Genomic DNA, 21,672 nt, shown 5'->3' with positions numbered 1-21,672 from the left:
GGGCAACCAGCGGCGAAATGACATCACTTCATTTATTTTTTCTTGAAGACAATAAGCGGACAATTCTTACAGATATCGGCTCCGGGGAATCCATCGCCGGGACGTGTTATGGCACTACTGGAGGCATTGATGCGCTCCATCAGCCGATCGAAGGTCGCACGAAACTTTTTGCCCGGAATAATGACGTTGATCTCGCCACGTTCGGTCTTCCCCGCATTATAACTTCCGGAGCACGCTGGGAGCATATTGAATTCTTGTTCACGGAAGGTATAGACATTACCACCACAAGCCGAAGAATTCATGGTAATGCTCGGACGCAACGGATGCGTATCCGTGGCAGCCATGTAATCGACAGCCAAGTGATAGGCCTGCATATTGTCACAGTAGAAATGCACCGTATCCGGTTCGTACAGGCCATCAATGGCACCAAGTGGTGCCACAGCAATCCCCAGCAGGCCTTCATCAAGTCTCGCTTTCGACTTCACAAACCGCTCTGCCTGATCAAGGTCGCGTGTATATTTGGCGTGTCCTTTGATCTCTCCCTCATCCAATTCTTTCCAACCAAAGCTGTATTGTGCATTGCCGCACCCCAGACCTTTCAAGTCGGAATACACGATTTGCCCTTTCATGCGGGCTGCAATCTCCCACTGACAAAACGTCATCGGTTTCACCGGGGTGTGAATTTCCGGTGCAGCATTTTGGAATGCTTCAAGTTCGTCGTTGTCATAGAAAAACTTGACCGCTATCGGATAGTGGTACAACCGCAGCTCTTTCATCAGTACATCTTGCATTTCTTTGTAGGTCATCGGTGCGTTCTCCATGTGTTGAAAAAGGTTGAATACAAAGCCATCTCCATACGTCAGACCATTTCTCGCCGATTCGTTTGACGAAGGAAGGCAAAAATGAACCCGACGTAAACTATGCTATTATTAACACAACAAGAAGATGCTCCACATACCGCAAAACGGGGTGCTTGCAAATCGAAAGAAATCACTCGACGGGAAATATGCATAATGTCTCAAGGATGGGGAAACGAGCTTCTCTGCGTGACCAACCACGAGGAGAGCACTTGGCGGTGCTCTCTCCTCTCCAAACGAGGGTGTCAGGTATGTCAAAGCGCGGTTTGTGTTAGAGCAAAAACAATTCGAGCAAAAACGAAAGCAAAGCACACGTAAAACCGATTGCGGCAAGACGTGCCGGATTTTTCCCCCGAACGCCTTTAATATAACGCAGGTAGAGCACAAGCATATAAAACAACCATATGGAAACCGGAAGCAAGAGACGACCGGACGCGAGGTTCAACACACCATTTTGTGCTTTCAACACCATCACCCCTGTCGGAATACCAATCGTCAGAAATCCCAGCCCAAGACAAATGCTTGTGAATAAAATCCGATCCAACTGTTGCAAGCTGAACGGAAATCGGTCGGTCAACTTCAGTTTTTTATGTTTGATAATGTGGTCGCGATATCGATACACACAGCCGACACAAAAGGCGAAGCCAAAGAGCAGATACCCAAGTGAGCACGCAGCAATATGCACGACAAGCGTCGGTGTCATACGGGTTGATCCTTAGAAACGGAGGATTTTTCATCCTTATTTTCTTGCTGTTCAATTTTTTCTTCAGTCAAGGTTTGCTGTGCCGCTTTTTTTTGTTTGGTCTTCTTGTAGACAAATCGCCCAATCAATCCCGCCGCAACAGTTGTTCCAAAAACAATACCCATAGTGATGTACTCCATTCCCCTGAGGGATTTCCCATCCGACGAAATATTATTTCAAACGTGATCCCGTCGAGAGGGAGATTCGCAATATTTTATACCGTTGCGCGCGTTTTGTCAGCACAGACTTCAGGACTCGACAGACTGGATAATTCGTGCCTTGGTGGGCACAGGCGCGAGGGCAGACACGATACCCACACGCCTGTGTGTAGCGATACGCGATCGATTCTATGCTGACAATGCGGCGTAAGCGCTACCGCATTTCATATCTTCAATAAGTTTTTGCAATTCTTGGACCTGGCGTGACAATTCGAGAATCGCACTATGCGATTCGCGCATCGCGCCCGACGTCTCTGTGGAAATTTGGTTGATATCGGTAATACTGTTGCTGATGGATTCACTTGATGTCGATTGATCGTTTGCCGCCGAAGCAATAGATTGCACTTGTGATGTCGCCGCGCTGACCAGATCAACGATTTCCCGCAACGAATTTCCCGAGTTATTAGCTAGTTCCGTGGCTTGTTCAATGGTATGCACCGATTGTTCGACCTGTGTGATGTTCTTTTGCGTCCCGTCCTGAATACCACGGATTGCTTTCCCAACTTCACTCGTGGCCGTCATGGTTTTTTCGGCGAGTTTACGCACTTCGTCGGCAACAACGGCAAATCCTCGTCCGGCTTCGCCAGCCCGTGCAGCTTCAATGGCAGCATTGAGTGCCAGCAAATTGGTTTGATCGGCGATATCGGAAATAACATCCAAAATTTGTCCGATGCCTTCGGCCTGTTTGCCCAGCGTTCCCATATCGTTTTTGATAGTATGCGACTGTTGGCAAATTTCATCAATGCTCTTTACAGCTCGGGCGACAATTTCAGAGCCGACTTCAGCCTTGCTTCTCGCCTGATCCGAAGCATTTGCAGCATCGGCTGCATTCCGAGCAACTTCAAGAACCATGCTGTTCATGCGATCCATCGCCTGTGCCGTTTCGTCAACGCGGTTGGCTTGTTCTTCCGCTCCTCGATATGATTGATCGATCTGCACGGATAATTCCTCAGCAGCCGAAGTAACAATTTCGACAACATGAGCGAGCTTATCCGCCGCCCGTTCCATTTCATTGGCTCGGGCTTCGGCCAACGCCACGGCTTCATGGGCTTCACGACTGGCATCTTCGGCCTCTTGAGCCTTACTCAAGGCTTCGCGCTCCTTAGAACTTAACGAATCGATCATTTTTCGCAACGAGGCCGCCATCGTCGCTAATGCATCTTTAAGGTTTCTCGCTTCAACACCACCGGTTTGATCAAGGTGTACATCCAGATTTCCAGCGGCAATGGTTTTGGCAGCTTCAGTTGTTTCTTGGATCGGACGCACAATACTGCGTGCAATAAAAAAACTTGTTGGGAGCAATAGAAAAATAAAAAGTACCACAAATAAAACAGCTTGTTCAATGATGGACATATTGCTCTGCTCACGCATAAGTGTTGCAATAGCATCAGCTTTTTCGGAGACATTATCGATATACACTCCAGTTCCAATCCAATATGGAGAGCCTGAAATCATGGTGGCGTATCCAAGCTTCGGAACAGGAGCATCCTTCCCAGGTTTATCCCAAGAAAAAGACACAAATCCTCCACCAGAGGCCGCAGCATCGGCAAGTTCTCGAACGGAATAGACTCCGTCTTTCCCTTTGAGATTATATAAATCTTTCCCCTGCAACGTTGCTTTTACAGGATGGGCAACATTAGTCGTTCCTTGATATATAAAATAGTACCCTGACTTGTCGTTTTCAAAGAAAATATCATGAATTGATTGCCTGAGGAATGCCACCTTCGCATCTTCTGATGGGATGTCGTGAAGAGCTTTGGATAATGCGACAGCCAAGGAGTCCGTTGCAACTTTTATTTTGTTTTTCTCCCCTTGAAGTAATACCTGCTGCGCTTCTCCCACTCCTATATCCATCAAATGAAAAGATGCATAAACTCCAATTCCAAATATTGCTGAAGTTGCAACAACTGAAAGAATAAATAGCATGAGAACTTTTGAGTGTATCGAAAATTGATTCAAGAATCTAACCCCTTTTTGAAAATGTAAAATAGGAACCACCAGACGCTTGTACAGGCATATTTGGGGAGAAGATATTCTTAATGGATTCAAGGCGTCAAGATGGTCATACCCATGATAGCGAAACGCACGGCAGAGGTATAAAATCAAAATAGAAACAACATCCTGTAATATTATGTATTTTATGCATAAGCAAAAAACATAACATGCCAAAGTGACACTTGGAGAATAATACAGAGAGTATAAAACACCTCATTCTCACTCTAATTATCAACACAAGAACATGAAACTATACAAATGAAACGAAGGTGTGCACCGGCAATTGAATTTCGTTTTCCTGCTGGCGCCACGAACGATCGGCCAACCGATAAAGAAGATGCTCACGCAACGGACTTGAAACAGCAACACCGGGATGCGCAAAAGAGCCAGGCACTCGATGCATACCAATACGACGCATAACAGCTTGCGATCGCACATTGTGGAATGCAGTGAATGAAACGATTTCCTTCAGGTTGAGCACGCAAAACCCAATCGCAAGAGCCCCTTTGGCAGCTTCGCTGGCAACCCCCTTGCCCCAATATGGAAATGCTAGCCGCCAGCCGATTTCAACGCATGGTGAAAACGGGAGATCGGCGCGCGGAATATACAATCCGACAAATCCTAAAAAATCATGCGTTCTCTTCTCTTCGACGGCCCAGAACCCCCAGCCGTGCTCTTCAATAAACAACTGGCATTTATCTGCGACGGCATCACTTTCTTTTCTCGTCAGTGGAGCCGGAAAGAATTCCATGACGCGAGGATCGGCATTCAGTACGGCAAATGTTTTCTTGTCTGTCTCTTTCCATTGCCGCAAAACCAAACGGGCTGTTTCAAATTCAATCCATCCGCGCATAGTATTTTCACCTCAACGTTTTCTGACGCTTTGCCAATCTTTTTTGTGTGCTCTTCCGTTGACAGCCTCCGATCACCTGTGTTTTTTCTCTTAAAAATGAATATTAAATTCATTTTTGATCAAAAGGAGAATGCACATGGTTCAAGTCCTGAAAGAAAGCGTCCGCAACACTATTTTCCAGGCAGCAGAAGCCGTTTTTGCAAAGACAGGTTTCAAAAAAACGACAATGAGTGCCATTGCTCGGGAAGCAAGCGTTGCGACAGGCACCATTTACACCTACTATCCGAACAAAGAAGCCCTCTTTCTTTCCGTCATACCGCCAACTTTTCTCAAAGAATTCCATAATGTTACACAAAAAAGAATTTCCGCATTCACGCAACCAAACGGTCTCGTCGTCGATCAATCTCTTTCATCAGATGCAGCTTCGGCATTACTTCGTTTTTGGATTCACAATCGTTTGAAAGTTATCATTCTGCTTTCACGCTCAGAAGGCTCTCCGTATGAGGATTTCTCTCGTGAATACATTGAAACCATGACAACACAAACATTACAACAAGCCTATGAACAATTTCCCAAAATACGAAACTCTCCGCTTTTTTCCTTTATGGTAGAAAAGATACTCACGGATACAACACACGGCATCGTATCCATCCTGGAACGTTTTGAAGATGAATCAACAATAGTGCAGGCTTTTGAAGCCAGCACGACATATCATATCGCCGGTATCAATGCCCTTCTGCAGTGGATAAATCGATAAGTTCATACCTTTTCATTCCAAACCATATCTGTACGTAGCACGCGTTCAAGGAGTCGATCATGAGTGTTTTCGATATCATGGCAGAGGCAAAGATACGACAATGGGAACTCGAAAAAAAAGAACGAAAAGCATCTCCTCCAAAGAAAGCCACATTGCGCATTGATCCGACAGCATCTTTGGAAAAACAGCTCTATATCGATATTCGAAAACTCATTATTCAATCATATCTGGACAATAGTCATCAGGAAGAACACCAGAACATGGCCGCAAAACTCGAAGTACAACTTTCCGCTCGTTTGGAAAAATCGGGATATATGCGACTCTCCAAACTCTTCAGTGACGAACTCCGTACATTCAAAGCCAAAGCGTTTTCTTTGCGTCACGACACACAACAATTGAAGACTCTTTTCAATTCATTGGAAACATAATTCTTCGTCTTCAATTCACGGAAGAGATCAGAAGACCTTGTTTATAAATCTGTGTGAGGGGGAGAGGATCTCCAAATAGTCTTACCTCCCTGTTGAATACTAGACAAACATACGATGAACGCGCATGGTTTCCTCCTTTCGCGACTGATGAATATATGTCTCAAATCGGAGAAATCCATGCATCCTGATTTTCTGCGCGGCATCAGAGCCAATCTACCCTTTGGCCTGAGCGCTGGCGCCTATGGAAGTGTTCTCGGCATCCTTGCCGCACAAAAAGGCTTGGGGTGGGTCGACATCGCCTTCATGAACACCGCCGTTTTTGCGGGGTCAGCACAATTTGTCATGGTCGATATGTGGGGGACTCATCTCCCTGTGCTCGAAATGACCTTGGCCGTCCTCGTCATTAACCTTCGGTATCTGCTTATCGGAGCGTCTCTCGCTTCTATGTTTGCCACGACGAGTCTCGGACGAAAAATCGCAATGATGCACCTCGTCGCCGATGAAAACTGGGCATCCACCATGGTGGAATGCCATAAACGACCAACTACGACAACGTGGTTTCTCTTTGGCGGCGGGGTGTGTATTTATCTCTGTTGGAGCGCCGGAACACTCGCCGGCGTATTGGGTGGCGCAGCCATAGCGCATCCGGAACGGTATGCCTTGGACTTTGCCTTTTGTGCGGTATTCACCGCGCTTGCCGTGAGTTTATGGCGGGGAAAACAGGACGTGTTGCCCTGGCTTGTTGCTGGCCTTCTCGCCGTTCTGGCAGAACATGTTCTCCCCGGCAAATGGTATATCGTTATCGGCGGCCTTGGAGGAGCAATAACTGCGATGTGTATTCCCGACCGGGACGAGACCGCTCACACCGCATCAACCGACGAGCAGCCTCATGCTTGAACTCAGTAACCCCAACGCCTTTTGGGCCATTGCCTGCGCCGCATTCGTTACATATGGCCTGCGCCTTGGCGGCCTTTTGCTTGCCACTCGTTTGCCTCGCACCGGGAGGCTCCGCCGTGGTATGGACGCCCTCCCCGGCGCCCTGCTTTTTTCCCTGGTCCTTCCCTCTGTCGCACATGAAGGTATCTGGGGGATTGTGGCCGCCGCATTGACAGCTGCCGTGGCACTCAAAACACGTAATGTCATTCTTGCCATGCTGATCGGTATGGCCGTCATTTTCGTCCAACGCCAACTCTAATCGAAACAAATCCTCAAAAATGCAAAGGGATTGGCGTTTTCACCAATCCCTTTGCATTTTCACATCTCTACAATGTGAAATAGATAACGCCCTTATCTCGACATGGCGTAGGGCACAAATTATCGCAACAAGAGTATCGACGACAGAGACGAATTGACCAACTCGCTCACACGGTGTCGCGGAAAAAAACGCTGAAACGGCGAGGTTGGACCAACCCACAAGGCCATGAGATCGGTGCGTGCTCCCATGGAAAAAAACGATTCCAACGCATCATCATCGACGAGCCGAAGGAGTGCCCGCACATTGCGTTCAAGATAGTAATCCAACACGTTCCCCATGACCTGTTCCTGATCTTTCTTCAATGATCCATGCTTCTGAACACCGACTATCTCCAGGTCTACCCCGTACAACGTCACGATTTGATTGATCATTTCCAAAGACGCTTGGCTTACATGCGCATGGTCTAAACAACATGTGACTTTGGCAGGAAATTTTGTTTCCTTAACGACAAAAACTGAACACTCCGCGCCCTCGGCCACTTTCCCGGAGACGGTAGTATCATTGCTCCAATCACTTTCTCCCTGGCTGCACCCGAGAATGATCAGATCGCTCGATGCGTGTTTGGCTTCAGTTAAAATCGATTTGGCCGGATCGTCCGATCGCAAACGGAGTCGAAATGTCTTGCGTCCGCTTGCGGATTCTTCAAGAACATTTTTCTCCACCAGACGAAATTCACCAGTGTCGCTCACTGTGCCATAAATCTCGGCGGTCGATCCCATGCCAGCCAGCAAATCTCGCCGATAATTGCGCAGCATGCGAAGCATGGGATTGTTTTCATCGGGAGATATCTCGGGAGCGACACCGAGTAACGTCACATCCGGCCACGTATTGCCCGCTAAACGGCTCACTTCACCTATGGCATACGAGCTGTATGGATGTTCATCAACGGCAACGAGGATATTCATGTTGAGCTCCAACGATGAGGTTTACCAGCATAATAACAGCGGACACGAAACTCGACCAAAGATGTCGGTCAACGCTGATTTTCGACTGGATGATCTGTTCAAGGTCGAAACGAGCAATCCATATTCGCGAAATTTCTCCGCAACGGCTTCAGGTTGCCCGCGCATAACCTGTGCGTTGTCGGGCATCCTTCCCTGTGCGGAGAGCTCTTGCCGGGCTGCGGTCAGTAATGCATCGGGATCCCCGGTATAATCGTCTGTGACATGAACACACAGATCAAACACGGTCTCCGGCTTGATGAAACTGGCCAATGCCTTGGCGGCTTGTACTGGGTCAGTCGTTTGGCCAAGAAGCAACACGACACGATCGGATGCAATCAAATTTTTGACCAACAGCACCGGGCACGGCATATGTTTGTAGAGCTTGGACCGTAAGAGTTGGCGAAATGTCCCGAGATTAAAATTCGAGACGGCCCCTTCTATATAGAGATCATAACGACCACGACGTAATTCTTCCAAAATTTCGTCTTCTCTATCGCCAACAGCAACAATGGGTTGGGGCATCACAACACAATCATCTAATTGTTCGCTATGGAGAATACGCTCTACTTCTTCACGTCCAGCCTCTTCCAGGCCAGCTTCCCACGTCCGTCGGATCCATCCGGATTGCGCCGAATGGGATTTGCCATCCGGTTCCTCCACATGAATGGGCTGCAACCCCATATCCAACAAAGCAGCCTTTTGGCAGGCATACCGCAGGGCTATATTTGATGCCAAATTCAACTCTACAGGAATTAAAGCCTTAAGCATAGGAAACACCTCGTTTGCATATTCAGTATGCGTCACTCATCACGCGCCCGAAGCCTGACGAAAAGACGCTTCAGCTTTCGCAATGACGTCTTGAATCTCGCCAAGTTTGAAGGGCTTTGCCAAGAAATCGAACACCCCCTTGCGTAACGATTCCTTCGCTGTTTCCATGGTCGCGAAACCGGTGATGACAATAACCTCAGTTGCCGGAGAGCGTTCTTTGACCTCACTCAAAAATTGCATGCCATCGACACCTTCCATTTTGAGGTCGGTGATAACAATGTTGAAATCGCGTTCTCGTATCCGCAGTAATGCGTCGGCACTGCGATAAAAGCTCTCCACTTCGTATCCCTTCTTTTCCAAAGCGGGCTGAAGACGCTTGCTGACGATAGGTTCATCGTCCAAAATGAGAATGCTGGTCTTGCTTTGGGCTGTCATGATCCACCCCTTCATTAAATGTTGTCAGACAATCGCCGCGGTGATGGCTTGAAACGCGTCGATATGACTGGAAATATGGCCATCATCACGCATGGAGACGTCCAGTTGTCTGGTGTAGGCTACCAAAAGGCCAAGGATACGCATACGCCGCAAAATCCCGGGCGCGTCGAGCTTTTTGATCCTGGCCACCACGAGATCGCCCTGAAGGGTGGTCGAAAAATCGTTTTGCTCAAGAATGTCGGCTAAAAACCGTGCCCGTCGTTCACGACGATCTTCGCCGGTAACCCCACCGGTAAACCGAAAATACGCATAATTATCGGCTGGATTCTCGCTGGCATAGGCGTCGATCATCGTAAAATGATATCCAAGCCGAAGACTGAGATGAACATAATGGTTTGAAATGACCGCGAGATTCTGACCGACATCTTTGGGACTCGATAACTCGGTGGAAAAAGTTCGCGTCAAGCTGGACATAAAACTCGAGAAATCAACAGGAACGGGTGATGATTGCCAGATTCCAGGAGCACTCACCCCTTCGATAAATGCATTCATAGGAGCGGACAAAACCTGTTCCAGCTTGATACGCGAACTTCTTCCGGAAAGCCGATGCTCTCGGTCATGAGGGTCCAGAGCAAGCCCTCCCCCGATATCCAACACGATGAGATCAAGGGGGACTGTCATCTCAAGACGTCCGCTTGTACTTGTTGCATCGAAACGACGCACATGGTTGATGTGGATGAGCGTCTCCACGGCCTTTTCATGCACAAAGCGGGTAATATCGTGCAGGCTGCGGCAGCCTTCCGGAGTAAAATTACGATCCGTCGGATCAATCAGATTGAGTGGTTCTATGCGCTTGAGCAATCGTCGCAGTAAACGATATTCGTAACTGTCCTCAATGGGATCACTCGTTAACTCATGCAGACAAAGCTCTTCCACCCTACCTCGATAGACGGTCTTTTGCTCTGCATCCAACGTGACCACCTCTCCTTCGACCAAGGTCTCGCTGGCATCTCCTGCATTGAGTAGCGCCGGAACACGAAATTCACGGGCAATCGTGGCCATATGACCGACAGTCGATCCAATATCGGTGATGACCCCGGCAGCCCGACGCAACAACGGGGCAAACGACGGCGACGAATGTCGAGCGACGAGAATCGCTCCAATAGGAAAATCTTCGAATCGTCCGCCCTCTCGGGCGTGATAGACCGGACCGGCAGCAATACCGAGCTGTGCCACATCGCCTGTGCCGGAGAGGATAACTGGATACTGACGAAGGCTATCACAGAGTTCTTCGGTACAACTCGACTCAATCTGGACCCGCAACGGTCTTGCTTGCAGCAGAAACAATCGCCCCTGATGATCAAAGGCAAACTCGATATCCTGTGGTTTCCTGAAATGACGCTCCACCTGGAGTGCGAGACGCGTCAACGCCGTAATTTCCTTTGTATCCAGACATGCCTTGGTCTGAATCTCTTCCGGCACGACTTCCGAACGAACTCCACCGCCTTCAGCCAATCGCAACGCATATTCCTTGCGCACAATATTGAGTGAAAGATGTTCATACGGCGGTTTCCGAGAGACGGTAAATCGGTCGGCAGCAGCTTCCCCAGAAACAACCGGTGCCCCCAAGCCCCAGGTTGCTGCAATAAGCACGGCTTTCCGTGATGGTTCCTGTGGAGAAAGACTGTAGACCACGCCGCTGACCTTGGCATCGATCATGGTCTGCACCGAGGCCGCCATGGCAACTTCGCTCTCCTGATACCCCGTGTCCTGGCGATAACTCATCGCCGAGGAAGAATAGGCCCCGGCCAAAACTTCGCGGTAGGCATCACGCACACGCTCTGGCCGTTGATTCAGCAGACTGACATATTGCCCAGCAAATGAATGTTCGCCATCTTCACCCCAGGCGCTACTGCGTACCGCCAGACCAACTTTGGTCTCACCCGTTGATTGCACAAGGTTTTCCACGGCTTTGCATAAAGCTTTTCGTAAACGCGATGGTAATCTCCCGGCACGGATGCGCTCCTGAATCCGAGATGACGCATCGTCAACACTGACTTTGCCTTTTAACCAGTCTTCTTCCGTCTCGATAATGAAGTCGACAAGGTTGTTATGGACCAGAAAAGCTTGAAATGCTGCCGTGGTGACAGCAATTCCCGATGGAATCTTGACATCCATCGCATTGCCTATTTCGGCAAGGTGAGCACATTTTCCGCCAACTGCTTCGAGATCGTCGGTGCCAATATCCGAAAAGGCCAAAATCATGTCGGTATTCGGAAATACCGGACGGCCGGAGAGTTCTTCGTCTATCTCCGCGCAAATGGCTCGATAGGTATTGCGCAATTGATCGTATTTTCCCGGTGCCAGCGCATCCAGAGAATCGATGAGGTGACGGACAAGGCCAACGAGTTCTTCACATGACGACCGTAAATATTGTTGGTCGAAAACATAGCTCCCGCCCAATTTATTATTCATGGACGATATCGCTGTGAGAATGCGATTATTCAACTTGAGAATGACGCGGAAGTTGCTGAACAGTTCGGAATAGGACCGTTTATCCTGTGAACCCCAGGGTGATAACCATTTGCCGAAAAAACTGCCCTTCCGCGTCATAACATGACCTCCCGAGCTAGTGCGCTCCACCTTTGTCTTTAAACACCACCGTCATGAGTAAACCGGCCAGAATAGCGACAATGGTCGCGGCAATTCCGTAGAACAGACTATGGTCGTATGCCATGGTCGAAAGCAATGCCGGGAAACCATCCAGAACGGCGTGGACTTCATGATCGGCCTTCGCGACCACAGCTCCATTGCGAACCGCAAAAACCTGTGCGTCATAAATTCCTTTCCGCAACGCCGACGGTACGCTCAACTCTGCGCTGAACGTTTTCAGACCGTCCTTGGCCTGACCGTAGGTGATGCCGCCCTCCTGAATTTCATAGAGTCCTTCTCGCTCCTTGAGTTTGACAAACTCGTCGTAAATGAGCGAGTCGGTTTTTCCTTGAAATGATTGAAACCCCAAACCAAGCGCTTTCCATGCTTCGCCGCCGTCAGCATATGTATCAGCATCAAGGGCAAGCAAAAAAACACCAGGAACGTTGTGCAACGTAATGGACGACATATTCATCCACAAAACGCCAAAGGCTTTGCCTTTTTTTTTGAATGTTTTGTCTTCGCGTTCTCCCAGCAGACGAATAACAGCGATACTGTCCTCAGGAATTGTTCCTGAAATCGTCACTGTTGTACCATTGTAGCCAGTCCCGATGGTGATTTGGTTGGGACGTACAATAAAGTCGGTCACATCAGCAGAAAAGGCGCTCGCACTCCACAAGATAAGGGTGAAAAATACAGCGCTGTATATCAGATTCTTTCCCTTCATGATTAATGTCCTCCGGCGTAGGCAAGTAAAACGTCTGGCGTCAACAAGAGGCTCAGCAGCATCTTGACCATGACCGCCAAAACAAGAGTGGCCAAAAGCACTTTCAATTGTTCACCTTTGAGGTGTTTACTAATACGTGTGCCAAACTGCGCACCAATGGTCGAGCCCAGCAAGAGCAGCAACGCAAGGACAAAATCAACCGTGTGGTTCGTGTAGGATTGCAGAATTGTGACATTGATACAGGTAAACAGAATCTGAAATAAGCTCGTGCCAACAACAACGTGCATGGGCATACGCAGCAAATACACCATAACCGGAACCATGATGAATCCCCCACCGACTCCCATGATCGCAGCCAGGATACCAACAAAAATACCGAGGACCAGAGGCATCAGCAGCGAGAGTCGGACCCCGGATTTCTCAAAATTTGTTTGAAAAGGAAGGGCTTCAAGCATAGCGGCATACCGCGATTTCTTGACCGGTTTCGATTTCTCTTCCGAGACTGGCTTTTTACGCATGCCCTGAATGCTTTCAATAAACATATATGCCCCGACAAAACCAAGCATGAGCACATATGTTACATTGATCAAAAAGTCGGCATTGCCCATTGCGCGGAGTACCTTAATTGCTTGAACCCCCACGCCACCACCAACGATACCGCCCACCAGCAAGAGCAATCCCATTTTGAAATCAACGTTACCCAAACGATAGTGAGCCAAACACCCCGACGTGGAAGCTCCAACGATCTGGTTTGAGTCGGAAGCAGCAGCCACAGTTGGCGGAATGCCGAACATGATCAGCAGCGGAGTCATGAGAAATCCTCCGCCCACGCCGAAAATCCCTGAAAGCAAGCCCACAAATCCGCCCAGGGCTAAGATGAGGACGACATTCACGCTATTCCCGGCAATGGGAAGATACATATGCCACATCGAAATACTCCTTTTCTGGTTGGAGATCGCGCCTGGTTCCTTTTCCACCACATTACCGACACTGATCGCCGATGATGCAAGTTGCACGCATGCGGGGCAATGGAACCGAACCCATCTGCTCCCCCCGCAATCCATCGAAGCTCGGAGGAGCTATCGCGATTCGCCCTGGATCGAGACTTTTTGCACAACCTCAATATGACAACGAGTTTGCGTGCTAATGCGCTCCAGCAGATCCATGAACCACCTCGTTCTTCTCGGATCACCGCCCGGTGGTTGACCGATAAAGAGCGTGGTAATGGCGTTTTCCTGGATAAATCGAATGACTTCCGCGTCGAATACTCCACGCGCCACGTAATAGTTGACATGCGCCCTTTCCGAATGGTCTTCGGCAAGGAGAGATTCCAATCTTTTTTCCGGCAATCCGATCCATTCGTCACTGTCCGGACAACAAAACGGCGCTGTTTCATCCATAACCATAAGTAACGACACATTGGCTTTGGTGCGACGCGCCAAGCCCATAGCATAGTAGGCCAGCCACAAACTGGACTCTGAAGTATCGATGGCGATAAGTACGTTATTCATCCAGAACTTTCCTTTGCAGCTCGCAAAGCAAAGCCAATGCCAAGGGGAAAGCGCTTGTTACAAATATAACTTATTGTTTTTCATGAATTTCATTCAAATACAGAATACTCCCTTCAGTTTTTTGTCCAAAAATGAGTTTCAATATGAAACGAAAACTCCCTTTGCTTCCACGGAGCATCACATTGGTCCATGGATCAATTTTAAATAAGAAATAATCCCTATAATTCTTTTATATTGAGTAAATACACGAAGAAGACTGTTCGAAGAGGAAGATACAACGTCACAACACGTTCTTCATCTTTCAAACATGGTGTTCATATTGAAACATGAGCAAAGAGGTTAATCAGTGCCTACAAAGCCAAATGAAGAGTGCTCTGTTTCAAGATGAACATGTGAATAAAAGCACATAAAAAGGGACAATTTTCCTATAAAAATTGTCCCTATAAAATGCGTTCAGCAAGAAAACCAGAAATCAAATGAGGAAAAGAATGGGCAAACGACAAAAAACCGTAAGGAAAGATAATGCATTGTGAAAATCAGTCTTCGGGTTCAAGATCGTACTTCTTAATGCGACGCCAAAGCGTCGTTCGTGGCACTCCCAAAATATGGCAGGCTAAATGTTTATTGAAGTCTGTGGCTTCAAGCACGCGTTGTATGTGACGGCGCTCCACTTCTTCCAGAGGAAGCATCCCTGCCCCACCAAACGGACTAAACGCAAGATTCAACAAATCGGGTGGCAATTCCTTGAGGCCGAGCGTATCTCCTTCAGCTAATGCCACGGCCCGCTGAATAATATTCTCAAGCTCCCGGACATTTCCCGGATAATTATAATGCTTGAGCACTTCCATGGCCTGCGGAGAAATATCGTAGACGAACTTGCCGAAACGCGTATTGAAACACTTCAGAAAATGCATCGCAAGCAGTGGAATATCTTCTCTCCGCTCTGCCAAACGGGGTAAATACAATTTCACGACGTTGAGTCGATAATAGAGATCTTCTCGAAACTCTCCATCTGCCATGGCTTGTTGCAAATCACGGTTCGTCGCTGCAATAACACGGATATCCAGGGTAATGGGTCGGGTTCCGCCAACGCGCAATATCTGACGTTCCTGAAGGACATGCAGGAGCTTCACCTGCATGTTGAGCGGCATTTCTCCTATTTCATCGAGAAACACCGTTCCGCCGTCAGCAGACTCAAGCAAGCCTATCTTTGTCGCCGACGCACCGGTAAATGCTCCTTTTTCATGGCCGAACAATTCACTAGAGATGAGTTCCTCGGCAAACCCACCGCAGTTGAACGAAACAAATGTTTTATTGCGCCTGGGACTCAGTTCGTGAATAGCTCGAGCGGCCCGCTCTTTGCCTGTTCCAGTATCTGCCTGCAACAAAACGTTGCAATTTACCTGGGCGATTTTACGAATCATGGCAAACACATCAAGCATGGACTGGCTGTTTCCGATGAAGTCTTTCAACGGAGGCGCTTCCTCCAGCGCTGCCTGGAGGTGACGATTCTTTTCTTTGAGCTCAAGCTTTCCCCGAGCCTCATTCGCCACCGAACGAACGTCTTGAAGACGAAAAGGTTTCACCAGATAGTTCGCCGCACCTTTGCTTGTGGCCTTGACCGCAGAAGGGATGGTGCCGTGGCCGGTCACGATGACGGCCTCGACATCTTCAAACCCCTTCATAATAAAATCCAGAATTTCCATGCCATCCATGTCTGGCAGCTTCAGGTCGATCAACACGAAGTCAAATGGTTTTTCAACCATACGGGCAAGAAAGGGATGTCCTGCCGCAAACACTTCCGTCTCAAACCCACTTTTCTCTAATATTCTGACGACATGTTTAGCGGTCTGGGCTTCGTCGTCAATGACGGCTGCTCGAAATTCGGTCATTGTCGCACTCCTGGCCTGTGGTCAGCAAATAGACAGAAAAGGTCGTTCCTTTGCCCACTTCACTGTGCACTTCGATATATCCGCCGTGCTTTTTAATAATGCCGTACACAATGGACAACCCAAGGCCTGTGCCTCTGCCCACCGGTTTGGTCGTATAAAACGGATCGAAAATACGCTCCAACGATTCCGTACTCATGCCTGTTCCGGTATCGGCGACGTCAATATGTACATATCCTCGACTATCCGCCCTGCCCGTTATCGTAATGGTTCCGCCTTCGGGCATGGCTTGCGTTGCGTTCATAAAAAGATTGATAAAAACCTGCTCTAAGTAATGCAAATCACCATTAATCAACGGAAGATTCTTCGCAAAGTCAACGACGATTTGAACCCCATCGAGCATGAGCTGATTACGAACAAGCTTCAATGTCTTTTCAATCAATTCCGAAGCAATCAAAGGACGCATGGGATGGTGTTCTTCTCGGGAAAAATCAAGAAGATTCCGTACCACCTCACTGGCTCGGCTGGTTTCATTGATAATATCCAACAGCATCTCTTTTGCTTCGGCCTCGGTCAAATTATTATATTCTTCAAGAAGTGTGTCGGCTGTCAATGAGACATTATTCAAGGGGTTATTGAGTTCATGTGCAATACCTGAGGTCAATGTCCCAATCGACACCAGCTTACGTGACTCGATAAGCTCCTCCTGACGCGACTCGATCTCGTCGGCCATCTTTGTAAATGCCGACCGCATAAGCTCTGAGATATTATCGTCCTTTTTAATTTGCTGAATGGCGTCATATTCTCCCTTCGCCACCCCTTCGGCTGCCCGCTGAACATATGCGAGCCGATCCATAACCTGTTTCGCTTGCCAACTAAATACGCCCACAATGAGGAGTGAGAGACATATCATGACCCCAATGGGCATATAGAGAATGTGAGAAAGAGCTTTATCAATGCGAACTTTTTTTTCAACAAGAAGTTGCTGCGCGAACGAGACAAGTGATGCTCCAAGATTTCTTGTACGCGTAAGATCCGTTTCCTCACCATGCGCTAAAGTACTCAAGTGTGACTTATACTCTTTCATCTCTCCCATAAAGCGGTTAACGGACTTTTGCCCTTCAATATCAACCATTGTATCATAAAGTATTTGTATCGTATTTTCTGTTTGCTCAAGATAATTCAAAGCTTCTTTAATACTGTCAGGTTCAGGATAAAAAATGAAATTCTTTTCATAACGACGAATCTCAAGAATATCTGAAAGAACATCATGAAATTCATCCAAAACAACAAGTCTATCCCGAAAACTTACAATATTCCACCAGTACATCGCAGAATTGAACGCCATAAAACTGAGGAATGCCAGCAAGAAGACAATGATCTTTATTCGAATGGTTCGCATAGCGGAGTTCCTGGCCACGTGTCGAATATCGAGGCCGGCCTTGCTCCCCGATATCGCCAAAATCGACCAATCTTTTGCAAAAAACGCTCCATACACAACGTAAATTTTCGCAATATTTTCCGAAATGATCTTGTCTACACAGCTCACACGAAGAATTTCGTAGAATATGCACCGCGTTCTTCTTACCGCGGCCCCCCTGGTTTTTCTTCATGTCCGATCATGGTATACAGTGCAGCAGTACCACCGGTTATCGGGCCCTTCACAAAACAACATACGACCGAACGTATGATCACCACGACAAAGGAGATAAGTCATGCAGCTTCTCGCCTTCAACGGGAGCCCTCGCAAGAAAAAATGGAATACGGCCACGCTCCTGGAGCACGTCGTTGCCGGCGCTCAATCCGCTGGAGCGCAGGCCGAGTGTATCCAGCTCTACGACCTCAACTTCTCCGGGTGTATCAGTTGTTTTTCCTGCAAACGAAGAAATCGCAAGCAAAACGGCGTGTGTGCTGTTCAAGATGAGCTGACACCACTCCTCGACCGTATTCACAATATTGATGCGCTTGTCATCGGCTCTCCGGTGTATTTTGGAACGGAAACGGCGTCCACTCGCGCATTTCTGGAACGATTGATGTATCCTTTCATGAACTTTGATGATCGGGGTAAAACCTATTTCCCCCGATCCATTCCCACGGGCATGATCTATACCATGAACATTCCGGAAAGCCGGTTCGCCGAGTTGGGTTACGGTCCGCAATTCGAGAAAACCCGTACGTATCTCGCGCATGTTTTTGGATCATGCGAGATGTTGCTGTCGACAGACACGCTGCAACACACGAATTATGATACATACGAATATGGCATGTTCGACAAAGACGCCAAAGCCAAACGCCATGAAGACGTTTTCCCTCAAGACTGTCAACACGCCTATAATCTTGGTCGACGGCTTGTCACCAACACATGATCTTCTTTTGACGCGACACACTTACAAATGAAAGCGGCGGATGAGTCTTTCATTCCGTTCGCCGTTCGCCACAAAAGGAGACACGCATGCAGTCCCGTGAGACACATGAAGAACGACTTGAGCATCCATCTCACAATGACAGCTTCTTCTTTCGCCAGTGGTATCGAATATGGATAATATGGGCCGTCCTCCTCTTCGTAGGAGTCACATTCCCTCACTTCATCACACAAATGGTTTTTCTCGGGATATCACTGTTTCTTTTTGGATATGGTGCATACGATGCTTTGATCACGGGCAAAGTTCGTATGCGTACCCACGTCTATCACCGCAACAGTGATCCTATTGCGTACTGGCTGGGCGTTGTGGGGCAAGTGATCGTGACAAGTCTTATTGGCTGGGCTGCATTGCAAAGCTTCTTCTAAAAACACAACTCACGCATCGCGTTCTTCCCCACCTCAAAAAGAGGAGTAGATATTCTCCAGAAAGAAGCGGGACCGAGGGGAACGTACACACCATATGGCACCCCGCCGCTCTCGGAGAAAAATAATCGTGTATCAGAAGAAAATTTGTGGTTTTTTCGGTTCACTAAAATTCTTCACGAGCCATGCGCGAACTTTTTCCACTCGGGGAGCGGTCATCTTGCGGGCCTGAGTCGGACACTTCTTCACACAAGCACAGCACGCGATGCACTTTTCCGCATTGGTCTCAACACTCTCCCCAATGGTAATGGCTCCGGTTGGACACATTACGACACAGTCACCGCACAACGAGCACAGCGTGGTATCAAGTTCCGGACAAATCGGATCCAAGACCGTAATGTCTTTATACGGACGATTCCCGGGAATAGCGACTGGATCAAGTTCGGCCGCGTTATCGACAGAACGCAATGCATCACTAATGAGTGCTCCAAAGTCTCTTGCAGCCACAAAGTCATCAATGCCAGGTCGTCCCTCGGCGACCGGGGTCGCTTTTGTGGAGTAGGAATGTTCGCCGATAAAAGCGGCGGCTGCCACAACGGGCATATCCAGCTCGGCAACAAGATCTTCCAGCTCGACAAGAGCGTCTTCAAAAGCGCGGTTTCCATACGTGACAACCAAAACCGCGGGGAGTCCCGCTGCCCTAAGACGGGCAAGCCGACGCACGGCAGGCGCGGGGACACGGCCGCCATACACAGGCACCCCAATCACGCACACATCCGTATCGAGATGTAACGGCTCGTCACGTTCCATGGCAAAGGGAGTCAAGTCGATAGCCTGAATATGATCCGCTCCCATTCCTTCAGCTATGGCCGAAAGAAGCCGCTGTGTTGAGCCAGTTGGCGAAAAAAATACTGTTGCAACCGATGCGATTTCCATATGTCTCCTCGTACGCGTGTTGATATAACTGCGAGAACACAATCATGGGGTCTATCCCCAAAGCCGACTTTTTTCTTTATTATTTGTCCTCTCCTCGACAGGCTGCCAATTCGAGACCTTCTCCCGGAAAAACAAGTTTGTCCTCCTCGGGAAAGGGTTCAGGCTTTGGCCAGACATGCGGAATAGGATTGGCTCCCTCTTGAGCAAGTGCACTTGGGTTGGTATCGGCGGTTCCAGGACATGAACGAGGGTCTTGACCAGGAACGGGATAACTGAACTCAATGGGAATATTGTGGGGATCGAACGCGTACAGAGACAAAATGAAGCCATGATCAATAACTTCGGAAGCCCAAAAACCGGCAGCTTCAAGTTTTGCTTTGATATCGTACAGATCGTCGCGCTGGGCGACGCTCAGGGAAACATGATCAAATGCTATGGGCCCTGTAATGGGAGCACCATGATCGCGTTCGGGGATAGGTTCGACATCAGGCCATTCGAAAAAGGCAATCATGTCATGCGGAGACAAGGAAAAAAAGTAGTGACGATACCCTGGATGACCAAGCCCGGCTACCAGAGGGCAGCCGAGCAGATCACGCCAAAATCGAATGGTGGTGTCCATATTCGGGGTTACCATGGCCAGATGGTTGACGCCGGTAAAAGGACCCATGGACGCCTCCTTTTTGAATTTCGTTCTACATACCAAGACTTTGCAGATAGAGATGACCGGAGAAGACAAGTTCAGCCGAACCTTTGAGAAAGACATTGCCATCCCATAAGGAAACTTCGAGCTTTTCTCCACCCGACGTCGTAACAATAGCGGCATTGTCTGTCAGTCCCAGGGCATGAGCCACGATAACGCTTGCGCATGCACCAGTACCACACGCATAGGTTTCATCTTCAACACCTCGTTCGTAGGTGCGCAATGAAACATGCGTACTGTCTTCAACGCGAATAAAATTCACGTTTGTTCCAGCCGGAGCAAAACGTTCATGGAACCGGATGGCACTTCCCGAAGGCTTGATGTCGAGTTCCTGCAGATTGTTTTCTACAACAACAGTATGCGGCACTCCGGTATCGACAAAATGGACGGTCATCGGTTTGCCGTCAACAACGATATCGATATTGAGCTGCTGTTTTTGCGGCGGGGTCAGCTGCACTTTCACCTGGTTCGTACCGGGATAGACAACAGCCTTGATGGGGCCGGCATCACTGAGAAACGAATGCTCGGCCGGGGCAATACCAAGAAGATATGCGAGACGAGTGGCACAACGGGAACCGTTACCGCACATTTCGGCGCGGGAACCATCCGAATTGAAAAAGTGCCACATATAGTCGACACCACTCCCTTGAGGAGCATGATCGAGAAAAATGAGTCCATCCGCTCCGACACCGAACGCCTTTCGGCAAATACGCTTCGCCCATGTCGGCATAATATCCGGTGCAACGGCTAATTCGCGATTGTCGATAATGACAAAATCATTGCCGCACCCTTGGAGCTTGTAAAACGGAATTCGCTCTCCGAGTTCGCTGAACCCTTCAGGCTGCATAAAGAAACTCCTTCATCATCGTTTTATGATTGTCCTAGGGCGTGTTTCTAAATAAAATCCTAGACATTGAGATTGGTTATAGCATTGTATCCAGATGAGTCGCCACAACATTTCAGACGATCTATGGCAGCGCTTCCAGCCTTTTCTTTGCCCACCTCGCCAAGAACGGCGAGGTAGACCACCCAAAGATGCCCGACTTATGTTCAACGGCATCGTGTGGGTTCTCCGTACCGGTGCCCCATGGCGTGATCTCCCAGAGGAATTTGGCCCCTGGCAAACTGTTTATAAACGGTTCAATGCTTTGGCCAAGTCTCATATTTGGCAAGAAATTCTTGCTACTTTTTCCCGAGAAGCGGATCTCGAAGTGATTCAT

General features: G+C 48.5%; 24 protein-coding genes. 7 read left to right on the top strand and 17 right to left on the bottom strand.

The window, feature by feature from the left end; translation table 11 throughout:
* Positions 1–32 precede the first annotated feature (32 nt).
* From G451_RS0116100 to G451_RS29845, 5 genes are all read right to left on the bottom strand, one after another.
* Positions 33–806, bottom strand: coding sequence for a DUF169 domain-containing protein (locus G451_RS0116100; protein ID WP_027185067.1), 774 nt, complete (start codon positions 804–806; stop codon positions 33–35).
* A 322-nt stretch (positions 807–1,128) separates the two neighbouring features.
* Positions 1,129–1,560, bottom strand: coding sequence for a cytochrome c biogenesis protein CcsA (gene ccsA, locus G451_RS0116095; RefSeq protein WP_027185066.1), 432 nt, complete (start codon positions 1,558–1,560; stop codon positions 1,129–1,131).
* Positions 1,557–1,724 carry a hypothetical protein gene (locus G451_RS34195; RefSeq protein ID WP_156921678.1) on the bottom strand — a complete coding sequence of 56 codons (168 nt, stop codon included), beginning with the start codon at positions 1,722–1,724 and terminating at the stop codon, positions 1,557–1,559. The genes ccsA and G451_RS34195 overlap by 4 nt, the downstream gene beginning before the upstream one ends.
* A 222-nt stretch (positions 1,725–1,946) precedes the next feature.
* Entirely contained in the window at positions 1,947–3,659 is a 1,713-nt protein-coding gene (locus G451_RS0116085; protein WP_245587831.1) for a methyl-accepting chemotaxis protein, read from the bottom strand.
* 403 nt (positions 3,660–4,062) lie between these two features.
* Positions 4,063–4,665 carry a GNAT family N-acetyltransferase gene (locus tag G451_RS29845; protein WP_034642527.1) on the bottom strand — a complete coding sequence of 201 codons (603 nt, stop codon included), beginning with the start codon at positions 4,663–4,665 and terminating at the stop codon, positions 4,063–4,065.
* Positions 4,666–4,801: 136 nt separating this feature from the next.
* Here G451_RS29845 and G451_RS32965 point away from each other — a divergent pair, with 136 nt between their 5' ends.
* The 4 genes from G451_RS32965 to G451_RS0116055 all read left to right on the top strand — a co-directional run bounded on the left by G451_RS32965 (position 4,802) and on the right by G451_RS0116055 (position 7,045).
* Positions 4,802–5,422 carry a TetR/AcrR family transcriptional regulator gene (locus G451_RS32965; RefSeq protein WP_027185064.1) on the top strand — a complete coding sequence of 207 codons (621 nt, stop codon included), beginning with the start codon at positions 4,802–4,804 and terminating at the stop codon, positions 5,420–5,422.
* Between the two features lie 59 nt (positions 5,423–5,481).
* Entirely contained in the window at positions 5,482–5,850 is a 369-nt protein-coding gene (locus G451_RS0116070; protein WP_027185063.1) for a hypothetical protein, read from the top strand.
* Between the two features lie 177 nt (positions 5,851–6,027).
* A complete protein-coding gene (locus tag G451_RS29835; protein ID WP_034642525.1) occupies positions 6,028–6,747 on the top strand; it encodes an AzlC family ABC transporter permease in 720 nt (239 codons plus the stop codon).
* Positions 6,740–7,045: an AzlD family protein gene (locus tag G451_RS0116055; protein WP_027185062.1), complete on the top strand. Its 306-nt coding sequence runs from the start codon at positions 6,740–6,742 to the stop codon at positions 7,043–7,045. Before G451_RS29835 ends, G451_RS0116055 begins: the two co-directional genes overlap by 8 nt.
* Before the next feature lie 119 nt (positions 7,046–7,164).
* Here G451_RS0116055 and G451_RS0116050 read toward each other — a convergent pair whose 3' ends face one another.
* The 9 genes from G451_RS0116050 to G451_RS29825 form a co-directional block, all read right to left on the bottom strand.
* Positions 7,165–8,010, bottom strand: a complete 846-nt coding sequence (locus G451_RS0116050) for a universal stress protein (protein ID WP_027185061.1) — start codon at positions 8,008–8,010, stop codon at positions 7,165–7,167.
* 21 nt (positions 8,011–8,031) lie between these two features.
* Positions 8,032–8,817, bottom strand: coding sequence for a universal stress protein (locus G451_RS0116045; protein ID WP_034642522.1), 786 nt, complete (start codon positions 8,815–8,817; stop codon positions 8,032–8,034).
* A 39-nt stretch (positions 8,818–8,856) separates the two neighbouring features.
* The gene (locus tag G451_RS0116040; RefSeq protein ID WP_027185059.1) at positions 8,857–9,252 is read right to left on the bottom strand and encodes a response regulator; all 396 of its coding nucleotides are present in this window, start codon (positions 9,250–9,252) and stop codon (positions 8,857–8,859) included.
* Between the two features lie 24 nt (positions 9,253–9,276).
* Positions 9,277–11,865: a PEP/pyruvate-binding domain-containing protein gene (locus tag G451_RS29830; RefSeq protein WP_051261575.1), complete on the bottom strand. Its 2,589-nt coding sequence runs from the start codon at positions 11,863–11,865 to the stop codon at positions 9,277–9,279.
* Positions 11,866–11,881: 16 nt separating this feature from the next.
* A complete protein-coding gene (locus G451_RS0116030; RefSeq protein WP_034642520.1) occupies positions 11,882–12,631 on the bottom strand; it encodes a TIGR02186 family protein in 750 nt (249 codons plus the stop codon).
* Positions 12,632–12,633: 2 nt separating this feature from the next.
* Positions 12,634–13,560 carry a sulfite exporter TauE/SafE family protein gene (locus G451_RS0116025; RefSeq protein WP_027185057.1) on the bottom strand — a complete coding sequence of 309 codons (927 nt, stop codon included), beginning with the start codon at positions 13,558–13,560 and terminating at the stop codon, positions 12,634–12,636.
* Between the two features lie 150 nt (positions 13,561–13,710).
* The gene (locus G451_RS0116020; RefSeq protein ID WP_027185056.1) at positions 13,711–14,142 is read right to left on the bottom strand and encodes a universal stress protein; all 432 of its coding nucleotides are present in this window, start codon (positions 14,140–14,142) and stop codon (positions 13,711–13,713) included.
* 536 nt (positions 14,143–14,678) lie between these two features.
* Positions 14,679–16,034 (bottom strand): sigma-54-dependent transcriptional regulator, encoded by a 1,356-nt coding sequence (locus G451_RS0116010; RefSeq protein WP_027185055.1) that lies wholly within the window; start codon positions 16,032–16,034, stop codon positions 14,679–14,681.
* Positions 16,006–17,433 (bottom strand): ATP-binding protein, encoded by a 1,428-nt coding sequence (locus G451_RS29825; RefSeq protein ID WP_051261591.1) that lies wholly within the window; start codon positions 17,431–17,433, stop codon positions 16,006–16,008. The genes G451_RS0116010 and G451_RS29825 overlap by 29 nt, the downstream gene beginning before the upstream one ends.
* A 313-nt stretch (positions 17,434–17,746) precedes the next feature.
* Between G451_RS29825 and G451_RS0116000 the strand changes: the two genes are divergently transcribed.
* Positions 17,747–18,397: a flavodoxin family protein gene (locus tag G451_RS0116000; RefSeq protein WP_027185054.1), complete on the top strand. Its 651-nt coding sequence runs from the start codon at positions 17,747–17,749 to the stop codon at positions 18,395–18,397.
* An 86-nt stretch (positions 18,398–18,483) separates the two neighbouring features.
* A complete protein-coding gene (locus G451_RS0115995) occupies positions 18,484–18,819 on the top strand; it encodes a hypothetical protein (RefSeq protein ID WP_027185053.1) in 336 nt (111 codons plus the stop codon).
* A gap of 132 nt (positions 18,820–18,951) precedes the next feature.
* On the opposite strand, the gene G451_RS0115990 is transcribed toward G451_RS0115995, so the two are convergent.
* The 3 genes from G451_RS0115990 to dapF form a co-directional block, all read right to left on the bottom strand.
* A complete protein-coding gene (locus G451_RS0115990; RefSeq protein ID WP_027185052.1) occupies positions 18,952–19,752 on the bottom strand; it encodes a 4Fe-4S binding protein in 801 nt (266 codons plus the stop codon).
* Between the two features lie 79 nt (positions 19,753–19,831).
* The gene (locus G451_RS0115985) at positions 19,832–20,419 is read right to left on the bottom strand and encodes a VOC family protein (RefSeq protein ID WP_027185051.1); all 588 of its coding nucleotides are present in this window, start codon (positions 20,417–20,419) and stop codon (positions 19,832–19,834) included.
* Positions 20,420–20,444: 25 nt separating this feature from the next.
* Complete coding sequence (dapF, locus tag G451_RS0115980; protein ID WP_027185050.1) at positions 20,445–21,299, bottom strand: diaminopimelate epimerase; 855 nt, start codon at positions 21,297–21,299, stop codon at positions 20,445–20,447.
* Between the two features lie 94 nt (positions 21,300–21,393).
* Between dapF and G451_RS33725 the strand changes: the two genes are divergently transcribed.
* Positions 21,394–21,672 (top strand): transposase (locus G451_RS33725; RefSeq protein ID WP_027182666.1); only part of this gene is annotated, 279 nt, incomplete at its 3' end.

The sequence above is a fragment of the Desulfovibrio inopinatus DSM 10711 genome, assembly GCF_000429305.1.
Taxonomy (GTDB): Bacteria; Desulfobacterota; Desulfovibrionia; order Desulfovibrionales; family Desulfovibrionaceae; genus Alteridesulfovibrio; species Alteridesulfovibrio inopinatus.
Note: the sequence above shows the minus strand (reverse complement) of the source record. Positions and strands in the feature narration are given on the sequence as shown.